Source organism: Mediterraneibacter sp. HA8405 (assembly GCF_056148955.1).
In genome coordinates this window covers 1,176,931-1,192,841 of record NZ_CM148758.1, presented here as the reverse complement: position 1 = coordinate 1,192,841, position 15,911 = coordinate 1,176,931, and the positions used below count along the sequence as shown (strand labels likewise).

Annotated in this window: 16 protein-coding genes; 1 reads left to right on the top strand and 15 read right to left on the bottom strand. The window is 46.9% G+C overall.

The genetic code is table 11. The features are described from left to right. Nucleotides 1-7: 7 nt before the first annotated feature. The 4 genes from AC0QUU_RS05620 to AC0QUU_RS05605 form a co-directional block, all read right to left on the bottom strand. Nucleotides 8-319, bottom strand: a complete 312-nt coding sequence (locus tag AC0QUU_RS05620) for a hypothetical protein (protein WP_474545083.1) — start codon at nucleotides 317-319, stop codon at nucleotides 8-10. A 241-nt stretch (nucleotides 320-560) separates the two neighbouring features. Then, nucleotides 561-4,112 (bottom strand): pyruvate:ferredoxin (flavodoxin) oxidoreductase, encoded by a 3,552-nt coding sequence (nifJ, locus tag AC0QUU_RS05615; RefSeq protein WP_474545082.1) that lies wholly within the window; start codon nucleotides 4,110-4,112, stop codon nucleotides 561-563. A 203-nt stretch (nucleotides 4,113-4,315) separates the two neighbouring features. Then, on the bottom strand, nucleotides 4,316-4,672 hold the full coding sequence (locus AC0QUU_RS05610) for a hypothetical protein (RefSeq protein WP_474545080.1): 357 nt from the start codon (nucleotides 4,670-4,672) through the stop codon (nucleotides 4,316-4,318). A 50-nt stretch (nucleotides 4,673-4,722) separates the two neighbouring features. Continuing rightward, complete coding sequence (locus AC0QUU_RS05605) at nucleotides 4,723-5,130, bottom strand: hypothetical protein (protein WP_474545078.1); 408 nt, start codon at nucleotides 5,128-5,130, stop codon at nucleotides 4,723-4,725. Nucleotides 5,131-5,254: 124 nt separating this feature from the next. Here AC0QUU_RS05605 and AC0QUU_RS05600 point away from each other — a divergent pair, with 124 nt between their 5' ends. Continuing rightward, on the top strand, nucleotides 5,255-5,467 hold the full coding sequence (locus tag AC0QUU_RS05600) for a helix-turn-helix domain-containing protein (RefSeq protein WP_474545077.1): 213 nt from the start codon (nucleotides 5,255-5,257) through the stop codon (nucleotides 5,465-5,467). Between the two features lie 166 nt (nucleotides 5,468-5,633). Here AC0QUU_RS05600 and AC0QUU_RS05595 read toward each other — a convergent pair whose 3' ends face one another. The 11 genes from AC0QUU_RS05595 to lgt form a co-directional block, all read right to left on the bottom strand. Continuing rightward, entirely contained in the window at nucleotides 5,634-6,173 is a 540-nt protein-coding gene (locus tag AC0QUU_RS05595) for a tetratricopeptide repeat protein (RefSeq protein WP_474545075.1), read from the bottom strand. Next, complete coding sequence (locus AC0QUU_RS05590) at nucleotides 6,170-6,319, bottom strand: hypothetical protein (protein ID WP_474545074.1); 150 nt, start codon at nucleotides 6,317-6,319, stop codon at nucleotides 6,170-6,172. Before AC0QUU_RS05590 ends, AC0QUU_RS05595 begins: the two co-directional genes overlap by 4 nt. Beyond that, the gene (locus AC0QUU_RS05585; RefSeq protein ID WP_474545072.1) at nucleotides 6,316-6,471 is read right to left on the bottom strand and encodes a zinc-ribbon domain-containing protein; all 156 of its coding nucleotides are present in this window, start codon (nucleotides 6,469-6,471) and stop codon (nucleotides 6,316-6,318) included. The genes AC0QUU_RS05590 and AC0QUU_RS05585 overlap by 4 nt, the downstream gene beginning before the upstream one ends. A 15-nt stretch (nucleotides 6,472-6,486) precedes the next feature. Beyond that, the gene (locus AC0QUU_RS05580; protein WP_474545070.1) at nucleotides 6,487-8,331 is read right to left on the bottom strand and encodes a WG repeat-containing protein; all 1,845 of its coding nucleotides are present in this window, start codon (nucleotides 8,329-8,331) and stop codon (nucleotides 6,487-6,489) included. Between the two features lie 36 nt (nucleotides 8,332-8,367). Next, the gene (locus AC0QUU_RS05575) at nucleotides 8,368-10,275 is read right to left on the bottom strand and encodes a tetratricopeptide repeat protein (RefSeq protein ID WP_474545068.1); all 1,908 of its coding nucleotides are present in this window, start codon (nucleotides 10,273-10,275) and stop codon (nucleotides 8,368-8,370) included. 115 nt (nucleotides 10,276-10,390) lie between these two features. After that, entirely contained in the window at nucleotides 10,391-10,975 is a 585-nt protein-coding gene (locus AC0QUU_RS05570; RefSeq protein ID WP_474545067.1) for a zinc-ribbon domain-containing protein, read from the bottom strand. A 54-nt stretch (nucleotides 10,976-11,029) separates the two neighbouring features. Beyond that, complete coding sequence (locus AC0QUU_RS05565; RefSeq protein ID WP_474545065.1) at nucleotides 11,030-12,154, bottom strand: hypothetical protein; 1,125 nt, start codon at nucleotides 12,152-12,154, stop codon at nucleotides 11,030-11,032. Nucleotides 12,155-12,168: 14 nt separating this feature from the next. Next, a complete protein-coding gene (locus AC0QUU_RS05560; protein WP_474545063.1) occupies nucleotides 12,169-12,312 on the bottom strand; it encodes a hypothetical protein in 144 nt (47 codons plus the stop codon). Next, on the bottom strand, nucleotides 12,309-14,321 hold the full coding sequence (locus AC0QUU_RS05555; protein WP_474545061.1) for a protein kinase domain-containing protein: 2,013 nt from the start codon (nucleotides 14,319-14,321) through the stop codon (nucleotides 12,309-12,311). The genes AC0QUU_RS05560 and AC0QUU_RS05555 overlap by 4 nt, the downstream gene beginning before the upstream one ends. A 1-nt stretch (nucleotide 14,322) precedes the next feature. Beyond that, nucleotides 14,323-14,808, bottom strand: coding sequence for an FHA domain-containing protein (locus AC0QUU_RS05550; RefSeq protein WP_474545059.1), 486 nt, complete (start codon nucleotides 14,806-14,808; stop codon nucleotides 14,323-14,325). Nucleotides 14,809-14,918: 110 nt separating this feature from the next. Beyond that, a complete protein-coding gene (lgt, locus tag AC0QUU_RS05545; protein ID WP_474545057.1) occupies nucleotides 14,919-15,878 on the bottom strand; it encodes a prolipoprotein diacylglyceryl transferase in 960 nt (319 codons plus the stop codon). Nucleotides 15,879-15,911: the final 33 nt, after the last annotated feature.

The following is a 15,911-nucleotide window of genomic DNA, read 5'->3' as shown; positions in this document are numbered from 1 at the left end:
CAGTATTTCAGTCCCATCCGGTGCCGCCGCATATCCTGCATCTCCCTGTGCCGCCGCAGGCGGTGCATACTACACTTTCACCATAGTTGCTATATGTGCCTGTACCGTAACACTGGGAACAGGAGCCTGACCCGCTGCAGCCAATGCACATCTGCGATCCGCCGCCGTCATCCCATATATTTATACCGCCTGGACTCTGCGTTGTCTGCGTCGTATCAGACCGGGATCTGCGGGACTCTTCCTGCCTGTCGCTCCAGAAAGTCCAGATCCAGATGACAACAAAAGCCGCAATTACAATTTTCCATATGTGCTTTTTCATTTTTCTTTCCCCTTTATCAGATCTTTTTCCGTTTCCTGACTGTGATTGTAATAAAGATCCCCCGGTAAAACAATCCATATGCGGCAAAACAGGCTTGCCGGCGGCGGAAAGTTCCTTCCGTTCTTTTATTGGCTTTTCTTAATATAAAAGCAGAAAGCCGCCGTCCGGCGAATACTGTTGTATTCACCGGACGGCAGCTTTTTTTATGATTCCGCCGTGCAGAATCGGTTCTGATTATATTTTACTCTGCTTTGTCTTCAGCATATACGTCTACCAGTTTCTTCAGGTATTCGTATCTCTCCATAGCCTCCTGCTCGTTGATCGCGAACAGTTTTGCAGCCTTCTCCGGATTAGATCTCTTCAGAGCATTGTAACGAACCTCGCCGTCAAGGAACGCCTGGTAATCCTCTTCCTTCGGAGCCTTGCTGTCAAGGAAGAACTTGTTGCCTTCAGCAGCCGGATTGTAACGGAAGTTATTCCAGTATCCGCACTCTACTGCAAGCTGTTCCTCAGTCTGAGCTTTGCTCATACCTTTCTTGATACCGTGGTTGATACACGGAGCGTAAGCGATGATCAGTGACGGTCCCGGATAAGCCTCAGCCTCTGTAATAGCTTTGACTGTCTGGTTGAAGTCAGCGCCCATAGCGATCTGAGCTACGTATACGTATCCATATGTCATAGCCATGCCTGCAAGGTCTTTCTTCTTCGTCTCTTTACCGCCTGCCGCGAACTGTGCTGTAGCACCTGTCTTTGTAGCCTTGGAGGACTGTCCGCCTGTGTTGGAGTAAACCTCTGTATCGAATACCATGATGTTGATGTCCTTGCCGCTTGCAAGTACATGGTCAACACCGCCGTAACCGATATCGTAAGCCCATCCGTCACCGCCGAATACCCACTGGGATTTCTTTGCGAGGAAGTCTTTGTGTTTCAGAAGTTCTGTCTTCTCCTTGCGGTCACATCCGCATTTCTCCAGAGCTGCAACGAGCTTGTCTGTTGCTGTTCCATTTGTCGCGCCGCATGTGAATGTATCAAGGTATTCCTGAGCAGCTGCCTTAACATCAGCATCTTCTGCCTCTGCCGCAAGTGTCTCAGCGTATCCTTTCATTCTGTCTCTGATGGTATTCTGAGCAAGCAGCATACCATATCCGAACTCAGCATTGTCCTCGAACAGAGAGTTGCTCCATGCCGGTCCTTTGCCTTCCGGATTTACCGTGTAAGGTGTGGACGGTGAGGAGTTGCCCCAGATAGAAGAACATCCTGTTGCGTTCGCAATATACATTCTGTCGCCGAACAGCTGTGTAATCAGTTTTGCGTACGGTGTCTCACCGCAGCCTGCACATGCGCCTGAGAACTCAAGCAGCGGCTGTTTGAACTGGCTTCCCTTTACAGTTGTCTCTTTGAACTTTGCGACAACTTCCGGTTTTACCGGGATCTCTCTTCCGTAATCGAAGTAGTCCTGCTCGCCTGCATTTGCTTCCATGTTGCCCATAACGAGAGCCTTCTCGCCTTTCTTGCCCGGACATACATTGGCACAGGAGCCGCATCCTGTACAGTCGTAAGCGGATACAGTCATTGTAAACTTCATACCCGGCATACCGATCATATCCAGAGTCTTCAGTCCTTCCGGAGCCTGAGCAGCTTCTGCTTCTGTAAGAGCTACCGGACGAATAACAGCATGCGGACATACATACGCACAGCGGTTACACTGGATACAGTTATCCGGATTCCAGATCGGGATATCCACTGCGATACCACGTTTCTCATATGCAGAAGAACCGGACGGTGTGGAACCGTCTACATAATCATTAAATGCAGATACCGGAAGTGTATTTCCCTCCTGAGCATTTACTTTTGCCTGGATATTCTTAACGAAATCAACAACATCTTTTCTTCCGTTTTCGTCTACCTTCGGAGAAGCAAGTCCTTCGTCAGCTGCATCTTTCCAGCTTTCCGGAACAGTTACTTCTACAACCTGTTTTGCACCTGCATCGATTGCATCGTAGTTCATCTGAACGATCTTATCACCTTTTCTTCCGTATGTAGCTTTGGCAGCAGCCTTCATCAGGTCGATTGCCTCTGCCTCCGGAATAATAGCGGCAAGTTTGAAGAATGCAGACTGAAGAACTGTATTGATACGTCCGCCAAGTCCGATCTCTTTACCGATCCTGATACCGTCAATTGTATAGAATTTGATGTTGTGGTTTGCGATATATGCTTTTACCTGTCCCGGCAGATGTTTCTCAAGTCCTTCCATATCCCACGGACAGTTCAGAAGGAATGTACCGCCGTCAACAAGTTCCTGAACCATATTGTACTTGTCCACATAGGACGGATTATGACAGGCTACAAAGTTTGCCTGATGGATCAGGTATGTAGATTTGATCGGCAGTTTACCGAAACGAAGGTGAGACATTGTAACACCGCCTGACTTCTTGGAGTCATAGTCGAAGTAAGCCTGCGCGTACATGTCTGTGTTGTCGCCGATAATCTTAATGGAGTTCTTGTTTGCTCCGACTGTACCGTCAGCGCCAAGTCCCCAGAATTTACAGTTGATTGTTCCTTCCGGTGTAGTAACCAGCGGCTCGTCAGCTTTCAGTGACAGGTTTGTCACATCATCCTCAATACCAAGTGTAAATACTTTCTTCTCATCATTGTGATATACAGCAACGATCTGAGCAGGTGTTGTATCCTTGGAACCAAGTCCGTAACGTCCTGTATAGATCGGTACAGCATCGAATTTGGAACCTTTGAGTGCCGCAACAACATCCAGGTACAGCGGTTCGCCCATTGCTCCCGGCTCTTTTGTTCTGTCCAGAACAGAAATTTTCTTAACTGTATCCGGAATTGCGTCGATCAGCGCCTGTGCGCAGAACGGTCTGTACAGACGTACTTTCACAACGCCGACTTTCTCGCCTGCCTTCATCAGATAGTCGATTGTCTCTTCAATTGTATCGCACACAGAACCCATAGCGACGATTACATGCTCTGCGTCCTCTGCCCCATAATAATTGAACAGTTTATAGTCTGTTCCGATCTTTTCATTTACTTTATCCATATAGTTCTGAACGATTCCCGGCATTGCATCGTAATACGGGTTGCATGCCTCTCTTGCCTGGAAGAAGATATCCGGGTTCTGAGCGGAACCTCTCTGGCACGGATGATTCGGGTTCAGTGCATGTGCACGGAAAGCATCGATGGCATCCATATTTACCAGATCTTTCAGATCTTCATAGTCCCATGTCTCGATCTTCTGGATTTCATGAGATGTACGGAATCCGTCAAAGAAGTTAATGAAAGGAAGTTTTCCTTCCAGTGCTGCACAGTGTGCAACCGGTGTCAGGTCCATAACCTCCTGAACGCTGGACTCGCACAGCATAGCCGCGCCGGTCTGACGACAGGCATAAACGTCTGAATGATCACCAAAAATAGAAAGCGCATGGCTTGCAAGAGCACGGGCAGATACGTTGAACACGCCCGGAAGCTGCTCACCTGCTACTTTATACAGGTTCGGAATCATAAGAAGAAGTCCCTGAGACGCTGTAAATGTAGTTGTAAGGGCTCCTGCTGACAGTGAGCCGTGAACTGCACCTGCCGCACCTGCCTCAGACTGCATCTCCACAACCTGTACGGTCTGTCCGAAGATATTTTCTCTTCCCTGAGTAGCCCATTCATCAACATGCTCAGGCATAACGGATGACGGTGTAATCGGGTAAATCGCTGCGACTTCTGTGTATGCATATGAGACGTGAGCAGCGGCCTGGTTACCGTCCATGGTCTTCATTTTTCTTGCCATTTTTTGTTCCTCCTTAAAAATTACATTGAAAAAAATAGTTTTATTCACATGTATTTTCATTATATCGCCAAAAATGACAAAAGTCTATAGAGGGTAGTCGGTTTTTTTGTATATTTTGGGGTGCAGACCGAACTTATATTTAATAAGCAGATGGCTGTCCGTTCCTTTGAAATGTTTTTTTATATAACCAATATTTCCGCCTCTTACAGCCTTTCCGGCTTCCCCAGCAGCCTCCCTCTCCGGTCCATTTCTATCCGGTATTTCTCTCCCTGTTCTGTTTTTATTACCAGTGAACTTTTCCCGTTCTGAAAACATGGTTCATTCATAATGCAATATCCTTCCAGGATCAGACTTGGCCTTAAATGAATATCGTAAAAGCACCCGTCAGCGAAAAAAAGCCCTTCTGAATACTGGCCCAGTCTCTGCGCCCTTTTGCCCGTTCTTCTGATATGTCCGAAACGGTCTGCAATACAGATTTCTTTTCGTTTCCCGTTTCCTCTGAGTATAACCCAATACCCATTTCTATAGGTAACTGTAGGACTGTATTTTTCTTCTGCCACATATGAGATACCGCCGGCCTTCTGAACTTTTTTCAGTGAGCCGTACTGTCTTATGCAAAATTCCTCATCATCCCGGCATTATACACAAGTCCGGTATACGTATCTCCGAACATTTCTTTTCGGATTAAAAGGAACATACCTTCTCCTATATAAGAAGTATTCTCTTTTATATATTCTTCGTAGTTTTTTTCTTCCGCTGAATCTCCATAATACCCGCTGACAAAAATATGATCCGGTCTGAGGGGATGAATCCATTCTGCATCTGAATTTACTACTCCGATCATGCTGCAGATATTTTCTGCTCCGTCATCCACCTGTTTTATTACAAGATAATAGCCATCCCCATATGCCAGAACATGGTCAAATTCTTCTGATAACAGCCAGGGATTCCTGTTTCCATATGTCAGAAAAAACATTGCGATTACAGTCAGAGAAAAAACAAAATCAGAATTTCCCATCTCTTAATCTGCTTCTCTTCTGTATCTTGTTTCTCTTTTTCTGTATGTATATCCTCTCTGCAGTTGTGGCACAATAAAGTATAGTCCGAGCCGCTGCTTCAACAATTTCCGCCAGACGAAAGTCATGGAAAACACCGCATCTTTTTCTTATGATCCCCTGTGGAATACAATGAAAGAAAAGAAAATGTCAACATATAAACTGATAAATACCTATCACTTCAACAAGGGTACTCTTTATCATCTGAAACGTGGCGACAACGTAAACATCGCCACGCTGGCGGCTCTTTGCCAGATCCTGGAGTGCAGGATTGAAGATGTTGTAAGAATTGACTATTAATTTTAATATGCAAAAATATACAGAAAAAGAGAAGCGCCTGCATTTCCAGGAATTACAATATTCCGGAAACACAGGCGCTTCTCTCTTTCTGTCTGACTTAAACCGCTGCGGATAAAGCCGGTTTTCTGTTAACCGGCAATCTGCCTGCTATTCTTTTAAATATATCCTATGGATTATAATTATAAATATTTCTTATCGGTTCCTTCGTATCCCGGTCCACAGCCGCACCGGCAACAAAGTTTCCATCCTGATAAACTTCAACATTAACGAGCCATCTCTGGCCGGCATCCCAGATAATACACAGATCCTGTCTGTCCATGTCTGAATCCACTGTAGACATCTCAATTCTGTTCTCCCGAAATCCTTCCCGGAAGATAATCCAGTATTCCTGGTCGAATGGGAATTCTTCTTCCACTTTTTCTTCTTCGACGGGGTCTTCACCGTCTAATTCGTCTTTCCTCTCCTCTTCCAGCTTTTCGATTTCTTCTCTTTCTTCTTCCGGAAGTGTTTCCTTTGCTTCTGTGATTATCTGTTTTGCTTTCTCAGTTTCTCCTGTATCAAGATAAAGATCAGCCAGTCTCACATAAGGCTCTGCTTTTTTCGGCTCGATCTCAATTGCCTCCAGAAACGCGTCTTCTGCCTTCTCATAATCCATCTCTTCCAGATACCGGTTTCCTTCTGCTACCAGAGAATTATACTGTTTCACCTTCTGCTGAGGCAGGATCCACAGGAATACCGCGGCCACGGCTGCGCGATAACAACGAGCACCGCCGCCAGTATCAGCCATATTTTTTTCCCTTTCTTTTTCTTCTGAACAGGCGGGGTCGGCGCCCCGCCTTCCATCCTTTTCATTTCCTGTCCTCCTGGATACGGCGGCACAGCGCCGGCAGTCTGACCAGGCTGTTCCCGGCCGGACTGTTCTGTTCTGTTCTCAGAGGTGTTCCGCAGGAGCCGCAGAAAGCGGCATTCTCGTCATTGTAACATCCGCAATTCGGGCAATACATTTCTCAACTCTCCCTTCACCAAAGCTGCCATTCTTCTCTTTCTCCCATTAATGGTTCCCATACTGCAGTACCGGTAGCAAGATCCACAGTAACTTCTCCTACATGACGGTTAGCCGAGGGCATTCCTCCGGCTGCAATAATCCTGTCCGCTTCCTCCTGGGGCAGTGCATACCGTACCAGGAACCAGTAACCTGTGTCCGTCTCCTGCATTTCGCTCTCTGAGATGCTGTATGATCCCTCGTCTTCTCCAAGGCTCTCATTCAGATGCTCTGCTATAGCTTCTGTAATTTCTTCAACAGACGATTCTGCTGACAGTTCGGATTCTTCTTTCTCTTCATCTTCCGTCTCGATTTCTGCGTCTTCCTCGTCTGTCAGTTCAATCACACCCCATTTGCCCTCATATTTCACCCAGCATTTTCCTTCATGCACAGGCCGGATTTCTTCAAATACTCCAGGGGCAATAACCAGATCGCCGCCGGCGTCACGCATCTCCCAGACGCCGTCTTTTACCAGGGCTACATGTCCCTCTGAGGCGGCATAGCAGAAATCCTGAGGCTCTGTATCCACAGTGCGGTACTGCGGAACATACTGTGTCCAGGACGCGTCATATTCGATTGGAATTACTACATTTCCCTGCTTGTCCACGTAGCCCCATTTTCCGTCCTGTTCTACTGCCAGCAATCCGGAAATCTGAGAGCCGCAGGCATCATATACAAAATCTGTAGCCATACTGTCCCCATAATAAATTCCGTATCCGCCCGGCAATTCGTTCAGCCATGCACCCCAGTCCTGCACACCGTTTTCCAGTGCCTCCTCCAGTGTTATATCTGAATTCTTTACCGGAATGGCATCCTCCGGTTCTGTCCATGTCTTTGTTCCGAATGCTTCTTCCCCATATGCATCAAAAATGTTATGCAGTCCGTTACTGTAATAAAACGCACCTTTAAATCCATAGACATCTCCTTCAATTCCGATTGCCGGAATAATCTCATCCTCATACAGATAATAGCTGTCCATTTCCCATCCGTACTCCGGCGCGTAGACTGCTTCCTCTCTTTTCAGCAGATAATATCCTGATCCGCTTGTAATTTCTTTGTAATCCATTCCGCCCAGAATCTCTCCGCTCATATCAATCAGTCCGTAAGCGTCTCCCTGCTTTATAACTGCATAATCAGTAAACATCTGGCGTTCCATCTCATTGTGCGGATATTTTTTCGTACCTGTTTCTTTCAGGTAATAAATATCATCGGCCTCAATTTCAGGCTCTACAGCCCAGACATACACAGAACCTTCGCCGTTCAGTTCGTCCTTCCGCTCCTCTTCCAGATTTTCGATCTCTTTTCTTTCTTCTTCAGGCAGCGCTTCTTTCGCATCTGTAATTATCTGCTTTGCTTTCTCAGTCTCACCGGTATCCAGATACAGATTAACCAGTTTCACATAAGGCTCCTCTTTCCTGGGCTCAATTGCAATTGCCTCCAGGAACACATCTTCTGCCTTTTCATAATCCATTTCTTCCAGATACCGGTTTCCCTCATCTACCAGAGCTGTATAGCGTTTTTCCTGCTGCTGCGGCAGAATCCACAGAAATACCACAGCCGCTGCCGCCGCGGCAACGACAAACACCGCTGCCAGTATCAGCCATATCTTCTTACTTTTCTTTTTTCCCGGAACCGGAGCCGCAGGCGCTGCGCTTTGCGGCCCCTGCAGACTCTGTCCGGTCCCGTTTTCTGAAAAATCCCCGTTTAGCTGTTCATTTCCCGCTCCTGTCCGTCCTTCTGTCACATTCTGCAGGGGGCTTCCACAGGAACCGCAGAAATCGGCGTCTTCCTCGTTGTAATTTCCACAATTTGGGCAATACATTGTTCTACTCTCCTTCCTCTGACCGTTCTGCTGAACTTACAGCTGTGTTTTCTCTATATCCGACAGTTCATCAAAGTATTCGTCATTCTGAGCTTCTGTAATTTCTGTTCTTGTATCTCCCTGAAAGATAAAATAATGATTTTCATCTATTTCATTTACCGCATTCGCATACGATGTATTATCCCAGCCTACCGAAAATGCCTGGGTCAGTTCTGTACCGTCCAGAACAAAGAAGCCGCTGCCTCCATACATTAAAGAGGACCGGACATCTGAATATACAATTGCTTTATATTTCGCAGAATACCGGATATCCATATAGTGATAAATATCCTGAACCATTTTTGCTTCCTGCGCTTCACTGTCATAGGCAAAAAGCAGAGTATTGGACCAGCCCGTACCGTCATCAGCGGAATGCACCATCAGCTCCGGAATCTGATCCTGGTTAATATCGAGAATCGTATATGACTCCGGGCTTGTCAGCCATTCTGATATATAATTGTTATATTCTCCACTGTCAAGCAAATTGTCATAGGCATCCTGGGCCTGAGATGCCGCTGCCTGAACATCCTGATTTTCATCTGCCTCATTTCCGTCTTCTTCCGGCTTCTGATCCGCTTCCTCACTCTGCGCATCATTCCATGTCAGCCTCAGAGTCAGCGTCACTTCACCCAGCAGATCCGTGTCCAGCGTCTCCCAGTAATCATAAGGATATGTATCCAGGTCATTTTCACCGGTAATAAGCATGAGCATCTCCACATCATCGGTAAACTCAAAGCAGCGCAGCCATGAGTCTCTGATCTGTTCTGCTTCCCCGGAAAGTCCGATTTCATCAAGAAAATCCGCCATCTCCTGCGCGTCCTGCTCCTCGCCGCTGAATTCAGATCCTATAACTGTTTCATCCGTTCCCGCCTGTTTTTCAAAGCTTTCTCCATTATAGACAGATACGAAAGAGTAGAATTTTATCCCATCTGATATAACATGAAAATATTGTCTGAGACTTCCGCATATATAGATCTGTTCGTCATATTCATGAAGGAAAATCCCGCTTGACTCTGAATCGCCATCACCGAGCACCGGACATAATGCTGAAGTCTCATCGCTCAGAACAACTTCCCTGTCACGGTACTCATACATTCTGAGCATCACCTCATTCTGGTCCACTCTCGTATAATCATATTCTCTGGCGTCATTATTCAGGCTAAGTACAAGAAGTTCATCGTTTCCGTCATTATCAAAATCCCTGATTCTCGATGTCAGAATGCCTTTTTCCGAATGTACGGGGTCAAGGCTTGTCCATGTGGAATCGGCCCAGGGCTGATTTATATACGTACAGGTGTATTCCCCTTCTTTCACCTGACCTTCTTCCGGAATCAGCACATCCTGCACGTATGTATACAGATCATATTTTTCCTGAATCTCAGGGCTGTCCGTATTTTCAGTACCTTGTTTCAAAATCTCCACAACTTTTTCCGGTTCATTCTGAGCCTCGTAAATATCAGCCAGTCTCAGGTACGGCTCCGGTTCTTTCGGTTCTATTTCTATGGCGGCAAGGTAGCTGTCTTCCGCTTTTTCGTAATCCATTTCTTCCAGATACCGGTTACCATCCGATATATGTGCTTTATAGTTCTTTTCTCTCTGCTGAGGCAGAATCCACAAAAATACCACCGCAGCTGCAGCGGCGGCAATTATCAGAACAGCCGCCAGTATAATCCAGATCTTTTTCCCTTTCTTTTTTACAGGTCCGTTATCTTCATAACCGTTGCTCTGCTGCTCCTGACCTGCCTGCATATTCTGATAATCTTGTGCGTTCTGTTCTTCCGGCTCCTGGGAAACAGTCCCCTGCTGCGTAAACTGTTCTCCTGTATTTTCTTCCAGACGTGCGCCGCAAAAACGGCAGAATCTGGCCTTTTCTTCATTATATTTTCCACAATCCGGGCAATACATTTTCCCACCTCATTTCTTCCTTTTGTATAAAACGTATAACGCAGGAAAGCGGGTATCCGGAATCCGCATTCCCGCATTATCCTGCAGTTTTCCGCAATACCCGCTTTTATACCTGTTATCCTATTTTATGTCCGCAGTTGCTGCAGAATGCGTCGCCCGGCTGCAGCGGACTTCCGCAGTAAATACAGAATTTATGCTGAACCGGTTTCATCGGACGAGCCTGCGGCCGGGGTGCGGATGCCGGTCCCGGCTGGGGGCCGGCCCCCATTTCCGGCGCAGATTCAAACGGCGGCGCCTGCTGTAAATCCGCCTGTGACGTCGGTATTGGCTCCGGCTGCGGCACGGGTACCGGTTCTGGTTGCGGTACCGGTTCCGGCTCCGGCTGCGGCACGGGTACCGGCTCCGGTTCCGGCTGCAGTACGGGTACCGGTTCCGGCTGCGGTACCGGTTCCGGCTCCGGCTGCGGTACGGGTACCGGTTCCGGCTGCGGCGCCGGTGCTGGCTGCTGAGCGGATTCTTTTTCCAGCTCATTTTTCAGATTTGTAATCCGGTCAAACAAGGGCAGAAGCTGGGGAAGGGGGTCTTCAAAACCGCCTTCATAGTACGCTTTCCCCAGCTCAGTATAAGCCTGGTCCAGAAGTCTGCCTATTTCCTCTTCTCTGTTAAAATTTACAAGAACTGTTGCATCCTGATCTCTCATAACGGGATCCTCCTTACTGTCTTATTCTGTATTTGTAGTGTCAATATACCATCATTATACCAGGGTAAAACTGTTTTCTCTGCTGCCCACATATATCTTCGTTCCTCTGGGCAGATAATACTGTCTTCCCTTTCCAAGAGGCTGTCCGCTCTCCAGAAAAACCGCGCGTTTTTCAAAAGGCTCTGCGCAGTACTCCCCATATTCTCTGATATAGTAAATTCCCGCTGCCGCCCCTTCTTCTTCGTAGGGACTGAGCACCGCATTCCCTTCTTTTATAGAAAAGAATACTTCTTTTTTATCTGTAAGAGGATAAACCTTTCCTTCATACAGTCCGCTTTCTCCTGAAATTGCCCCTGAAAAACCATCTTGTGAGACAGGATGAACCGGTTCTGCAGCAGCCCGGCCGGATAGCGGAACTTCATTCTTCTGTTCCGGCGGCGCCCATACGGAAGGCTCCTGTTCCGGATGCATCATCTCCGGATTCCGGTAATTCTGATCCGCATATGGCGGTTCCTGCCCGGGACGGGAATAATCTTCAGGCTTCTGAACATCTGCAGTCTGACGGCGGACGACTCTGTTGGGCTCCTGTTCTCTACTCCGTTTTTTCTGCTCTGACTGACGGCGGGCACGTTCTTCTTCTGCCCGGCTGATCTGTTCCAGATATACCTCTTCTGCATTTTCTTCTTTCGGTTTTCTCCACAGAATAAGGCCAATCATAGATAAAATAAACGCCAGAGCATAGACCGCAATCCACGCGAACAACGGAATATAACTGAGTTCCAGCGCCTGATCAGCAGAAATCATAATAAGCGCCGACTGAATTTCGCCGAACTTTTCTCTCAGGATAAAGAATACTGCCAGAAATGCCCCTATATTTATCAGGCTGACGATAAGCCCTGTAATGTATGCAGCCTTTTTGCGCAAAACCGCAATCAGAACCGTTTCTATGATAATAATTCCCGCAGCTCCTGCAATAAACCATGCATATGGTTCCACATAAGTCTGGATTCCGGCATAAATCATTCCTTCGAGACTGTTTTTGTCATAATATCCGATTCCCACTTTAAATACATCCACAACTGACACTCTGATTCCGGCCAGCTCAAGCACAGGAATAAAACCAACGCCAAGGGACGCGAGTGTGAGAAGCGCAACAATAAATCTTAACCCTTTTTTCAATGTTTTCACCCTCCTTATTCTGCCTCTATATTCTGCAAAAGTCTTTTTCTCTGTTTTGGAAATACTACTGCCGTTACGATCAGGCCGATCAGACATCCGACTATACCGACAGCGCCTGTTCCCGTCATTATGATTCCCGGAGTAATCTCAATCATCATTCAAGCCAGCCTCCTTCCTTAACCTGTCCGTACACATCTTCAAGCAGCTGCATCTGTGCATCTGTGTTGTTGTCCTTTACCTGCTCATGATAGAGTTCTTCCGCCTTTTCGCAATACTCGGCGAACTGCGAATAATCACGCTGCGCGTTTTCCTTCAGTTCCTGTGTATCAATTTCCAGGAAAGCATACCGCATATAAATCCGGTAATCCTCCCCGTAAGTCTCAAGCATCTGATCCACTGTCTTACGCGCCTGCTCTATTTCCCCCTGCTTTTCATACTGGATGGCCAGTGTATCCGCAGTATCAAATGTGCCCCATCCCTGATCGATAATCTGCGTCAGCACTTCTATGGCTTCTTCCCTGTACTCTTTCTTTCCGGTTGTATCCGCCAGTTCAATATCAGCCGACGCAAGTCTTTCCAGAACCTGAAGCTGTTCTTCTGCCGGCAGTTCTTCCCGTGCTTCCAGAAGAACATCTCTCCGGGACGCGTCACTGCCTTTCTCCTCATAAATATCGCTCATCATCAGATACGCTCTTGTCTTCATTTCCATATCATCTGTGATGCTGATACACTCTTTAAATTCCTGAAGCGCCGCATCCTGTCTGCCGAGAGCATTCTCAATCTCTCCCTTTGCATAGTAAACAGAGTCTTCTGTAAGTCCGTAGTCGATTGCTTCCTGCAGTACCTTCTGTGCTTCTTCCTCATCACCGGCATAAGCCAGCGTAATGGCATAATCTCTGTAATACTCTGTGTGACGTGTCCCCATATGGAAGACATCCTCATATGCGTCGGCGGCCTCTTCATACTGTTCCAGGCGGAAATAGCTGTCTGCTCTGAGATAGTACACATCTGCCATTCTGGCCTGTACCAGATCCAGCTGTTCATTCTGGCAGATATCATAATCTATAAATGAAATGCAGTCTTCAAATTTTTCCTGTTTATACAGTGAATATGCATTCTGATAATAGCTCTCCAGAGAAGAAGGCAGCAGTTCTGACGCCTCCTCAAAAACCTGCTCCTGCCCTTCATAGTCTCCTGCTTCTATCAGACTGATCTGTTCCTCAACCAGGCCGTTGTACGCATCTACTCTCTCGCTTTTTATCCGGGATATTCCATATCCGCCCAATACAATAAATCCTGCAAGAAGTACAACCAGTACAATACGCACCGCTGTCTGTCTATGAAGCAGGCTTAAATAGCGGCTGTCCTTTTTCGGAATATTTTCCAGTGCCCGGAACATGTCATACGCAGACTGATAACGCTGGGCCGGATCAATCCGCAGAGCTCTTTCAATAACCTGTGCAAATGAGTCGCCTGTAAACTGCGCCAGATACTCTGCATTAATTCTTTCTCTGTAATCACCGACCTTCTGTCCCACAGCCAGATGATACAATGTTGCTCCCACACTGTAAATATCGGTTCTTTCGTCAATATGAACGTCCCCTGCCTCGTTCTGTCCCGATTCATGGCTCAGGGCCATGATGTACTGTTCCGGGGACGTATACCCGTTTGTGTATCCCAGCACTGCCGTATCGCCCAGGTAAAAGGAAATATTAAAGTCTATCAGACAGATATCCCCCCGGGGGGTGAGCATGATGTTGGCCGGCTTAATGTCACAGTGAATCACCGGAGGATTCTGACTGTGCAGGTAATTCAGCGCGCTGCAGATCTGCATTCCCCATCTGATCAGTTCCTTCGGAGTAAATCTGTATCCCTCTGCCAGAAGCTGGGCAAAAGACTTTCCCGGCACATAGCTCATCACTGTATAGACATCTCCGTCTATCTCAAAAAAATCCAGTACCTGGGGCAGATAGGAATGATGGAGATTTTTCAGAATGTCCACCTCTCTGCGGCTACCGGTCAGCGATACCGCGCTTCTCCTGTGCTGCTTGATTACAACTTCCTGCCGCAGACGTTTATGATACGCTTTATATACGATACCGCCGGCACCTTCGCCAAGCTTATCCAGTATTTCATATGTATCTGAAAAATTCTGTATTACACTCATCTTATTTCCCCACTCTGATTGAAAACTCAAACTCCTCATCCAGTGACAGGGTAAACTTCATACCGTGTGTCAGTCTCAGAGGTTTTGTGATCTGCGTGCCGTTTACAAAGACATGGTTTGATGAGCCAAGATCTTCCAGCCAGTATCCGTCCGGCCGGATATGAATTTTTACATGTTTCCGGCTGACAGTCGGATTGTTTTTTACTACAAAATCCGCCTCAACAGATTTGCCGATAACAAATCCGTCTTTATCAACAGGCGTCTCCTCACCGGTAGATACCCTTTTTATATATGCCTGCACCTTCATATCAGGAGAAAGAAGGACTGTAGGCGCATCTCCTGTATAGATTTCTTCTTCCGGCTGCTTCTTTTCCCGGATTGGCACAACCGGCTTTCTGACAATGACTTTTTCCTGAAATCCTTCTTTCTCTCTCTCAGGAATCTGCATGTTTTCTCTGTCTTCCCATCCGTCAAAATAGTCTTTCATCCTCATTACCCTCCTGATTTTACTGGTCTTTTTGAATATACAGTTAATCTGAGTTTCTGTATCACAGATGCCAAAAGACAAAAGGCAGGCTCCGCCGCCTGCCTTCTGTTCTATTTCTCTCTGAATTTAAAAATTCTTTCCTTCTTTTTCGGCGGCTTTTTTCCTTCAATTGTATCCGGCATAGGCTCATATTTTTTTGCGCTTTTCAGCATCGGAATGCCTTTGTGATGTTTTCGTAGATACAGAAGCGCGGCTCCTGCAAATATCACAATACATCCGGCCAGAACCTGGGATACCGGGAGTCCGATTCCAGGCAGAAGAAGCTGATCTGTCCGCAATCCTTCGATCCAGACTCTTCCCAGCGCATATCCGAAAATGTACAGAAGGAACAGTTCTCCTTCGTATTTTTTATGCTTTCTGTACTGAAACAGCAGAATAAGCAGAATACAGCACCAGACAGATTCATAGAGAAAAGTCGGATGAACCTGGATATAGCTGATACCATTAATCTGCTCCATATTTTCCCGCATCAGCTCTGTCACATCTCCCGAACGCACCGCATCCAGCGGCAGACGCATGGCGAACAGACTGTCAGTATATTCCCCGAATGCTTCCCGGTTAAAAAAGTTGCCCCAGCGCCCCAGCATCTGTCCGTTAAGAAGGGCAAGCGCTATGGTGTCAAGAATCTGAAAAGGCGACAGACGTTTAATCCGCGCCAGAACAAATGTAGCTATTACCGCTCCGATTACTCCGCCGTATATGGCAAGGCCGCCTTCCCGGAGATTAAAAATATCCAGCAGATTGTCTTTGTACAGATCCCAGGAGAAAATCACAAAATAGAGTCTGGCCCCCACGATTCCGACAATTACACCTATAATTCCCATATCCAGATAATCATCCGGATTCTGTCGGGTCCGTTTTGCCTCGGAAGTCGCAATCAGGAAGCCGATCAGAATGGCGGCTCCGATAATAATACCATAATAAGCAATCTCAAATCCAAAAACGCTGACTGATTTTCCTACATGTTCCAGTTCAATTCCGAGATGGGGAAAGCTGATATCGTAATGCATGTCTTTTTTTGGCTCCCTTCTTCCAGTCTATGC

What these genes read in the sequence shown, in the direction of transcription:
- AC0QUU_RS05620 (WP_474545083.1), bottom strand. Translation starts at nt 319, where the DNA reads ATGAAAAAGCACATATGGAAAATTGTAATTGCGGCTTTTGTTGTCATC.
- nifJ (WP_474545082.1), bottom strand. Translation starts at nt 4,112, where the DNA reads ATGGCAAGAAAAATGAAGACCATGGACGGTAACCAGGCCGCTGCTCAC.
- AC0QUU_RS05605 (WP_474545078.1), bottom strand. Translation starts at nt 5,130, where the DNA reads ATGGGAAATTCTGATTTTGTTTTTTCTCTGACTGTAATCGCAATGTTT.
- AC0QUU_RS05600 (WP_474545077.1), top strand. Translation starts at nt 5,255, where the DNA reads ATGGAAAACACCGCATCTTTTTCTTATGATCCCCTGTGGAATACAATG.
- AC0QUU_RS05590 (WP_474545074.1), bottom strand. Translation starts at nt 6,319, where the DNA reads ATGAAAAGGATGGAAGGCGGGGCGCCGACCCCGCCTGTTCAGAAGAAA.
- AC0QUU_RS05585 (WP_474545072.1), bottom strand. Translation starts at nt 6,471, where the DNA reads ATGTATTGCCCGAATTGCGGATGTTACAATGACGAGAATGCCGCTTTC.
- AC0QUU_RS05580 (WP_474545070.1), bottom strand. Translation starts at nt 8,331, where the DNA reads ATGTATTGCCCAAATTGTGGAAATTACAACGAGGAAGACGCCGATTTC.
- AC0QUU_RS05575 (WP_474545068.1), bottom strand. Translation starts at nt 10,275, where the DNA reads ATGTATTGCCCGGATTGTGGAAAATATAATGAAGAAAAGGCCAGATTC.
- AC0QUU_RS05570 (WP_474545067.1), bottom strand. Translation starts at nt 10,975, where the DNA reads ATGAGAGATCAGGATGCAACAGTTCTTGTAAATTTTAACAGAGAAGAG.
- AC0QUU_RS05560 (WP_474545063.1), bottom strand. Translation starts at nt 12,312, where the DNA reads ATGATGATTGAGATTACTCCGGGAATCATAATGACGGGAACAGGCGCT.
- AC0QUU_RS05555 (WP_474545061.1), bottom strand. Translation starts at nt 14,321, where the DNA reads ATGAGTGTAATACAGAATTTTTCAGATACATATGAAATACTGGATAAG.
- AC0QUU_RS05550 (WP_474545059.1), bottom strand. Translation starts at nt 14,808, where the DNA reads ATGAAAGACTATTTTGACGGATGGGAAGACAGAGAAAACATGCAGATT.
- lgt (WP_474545057.1), bottom strand. Translation starts at nt 15,878, where the DNA reads ATGCATTACGATATCAGCTTTCCCCATCTCGGAATTGAACTGGAACAT.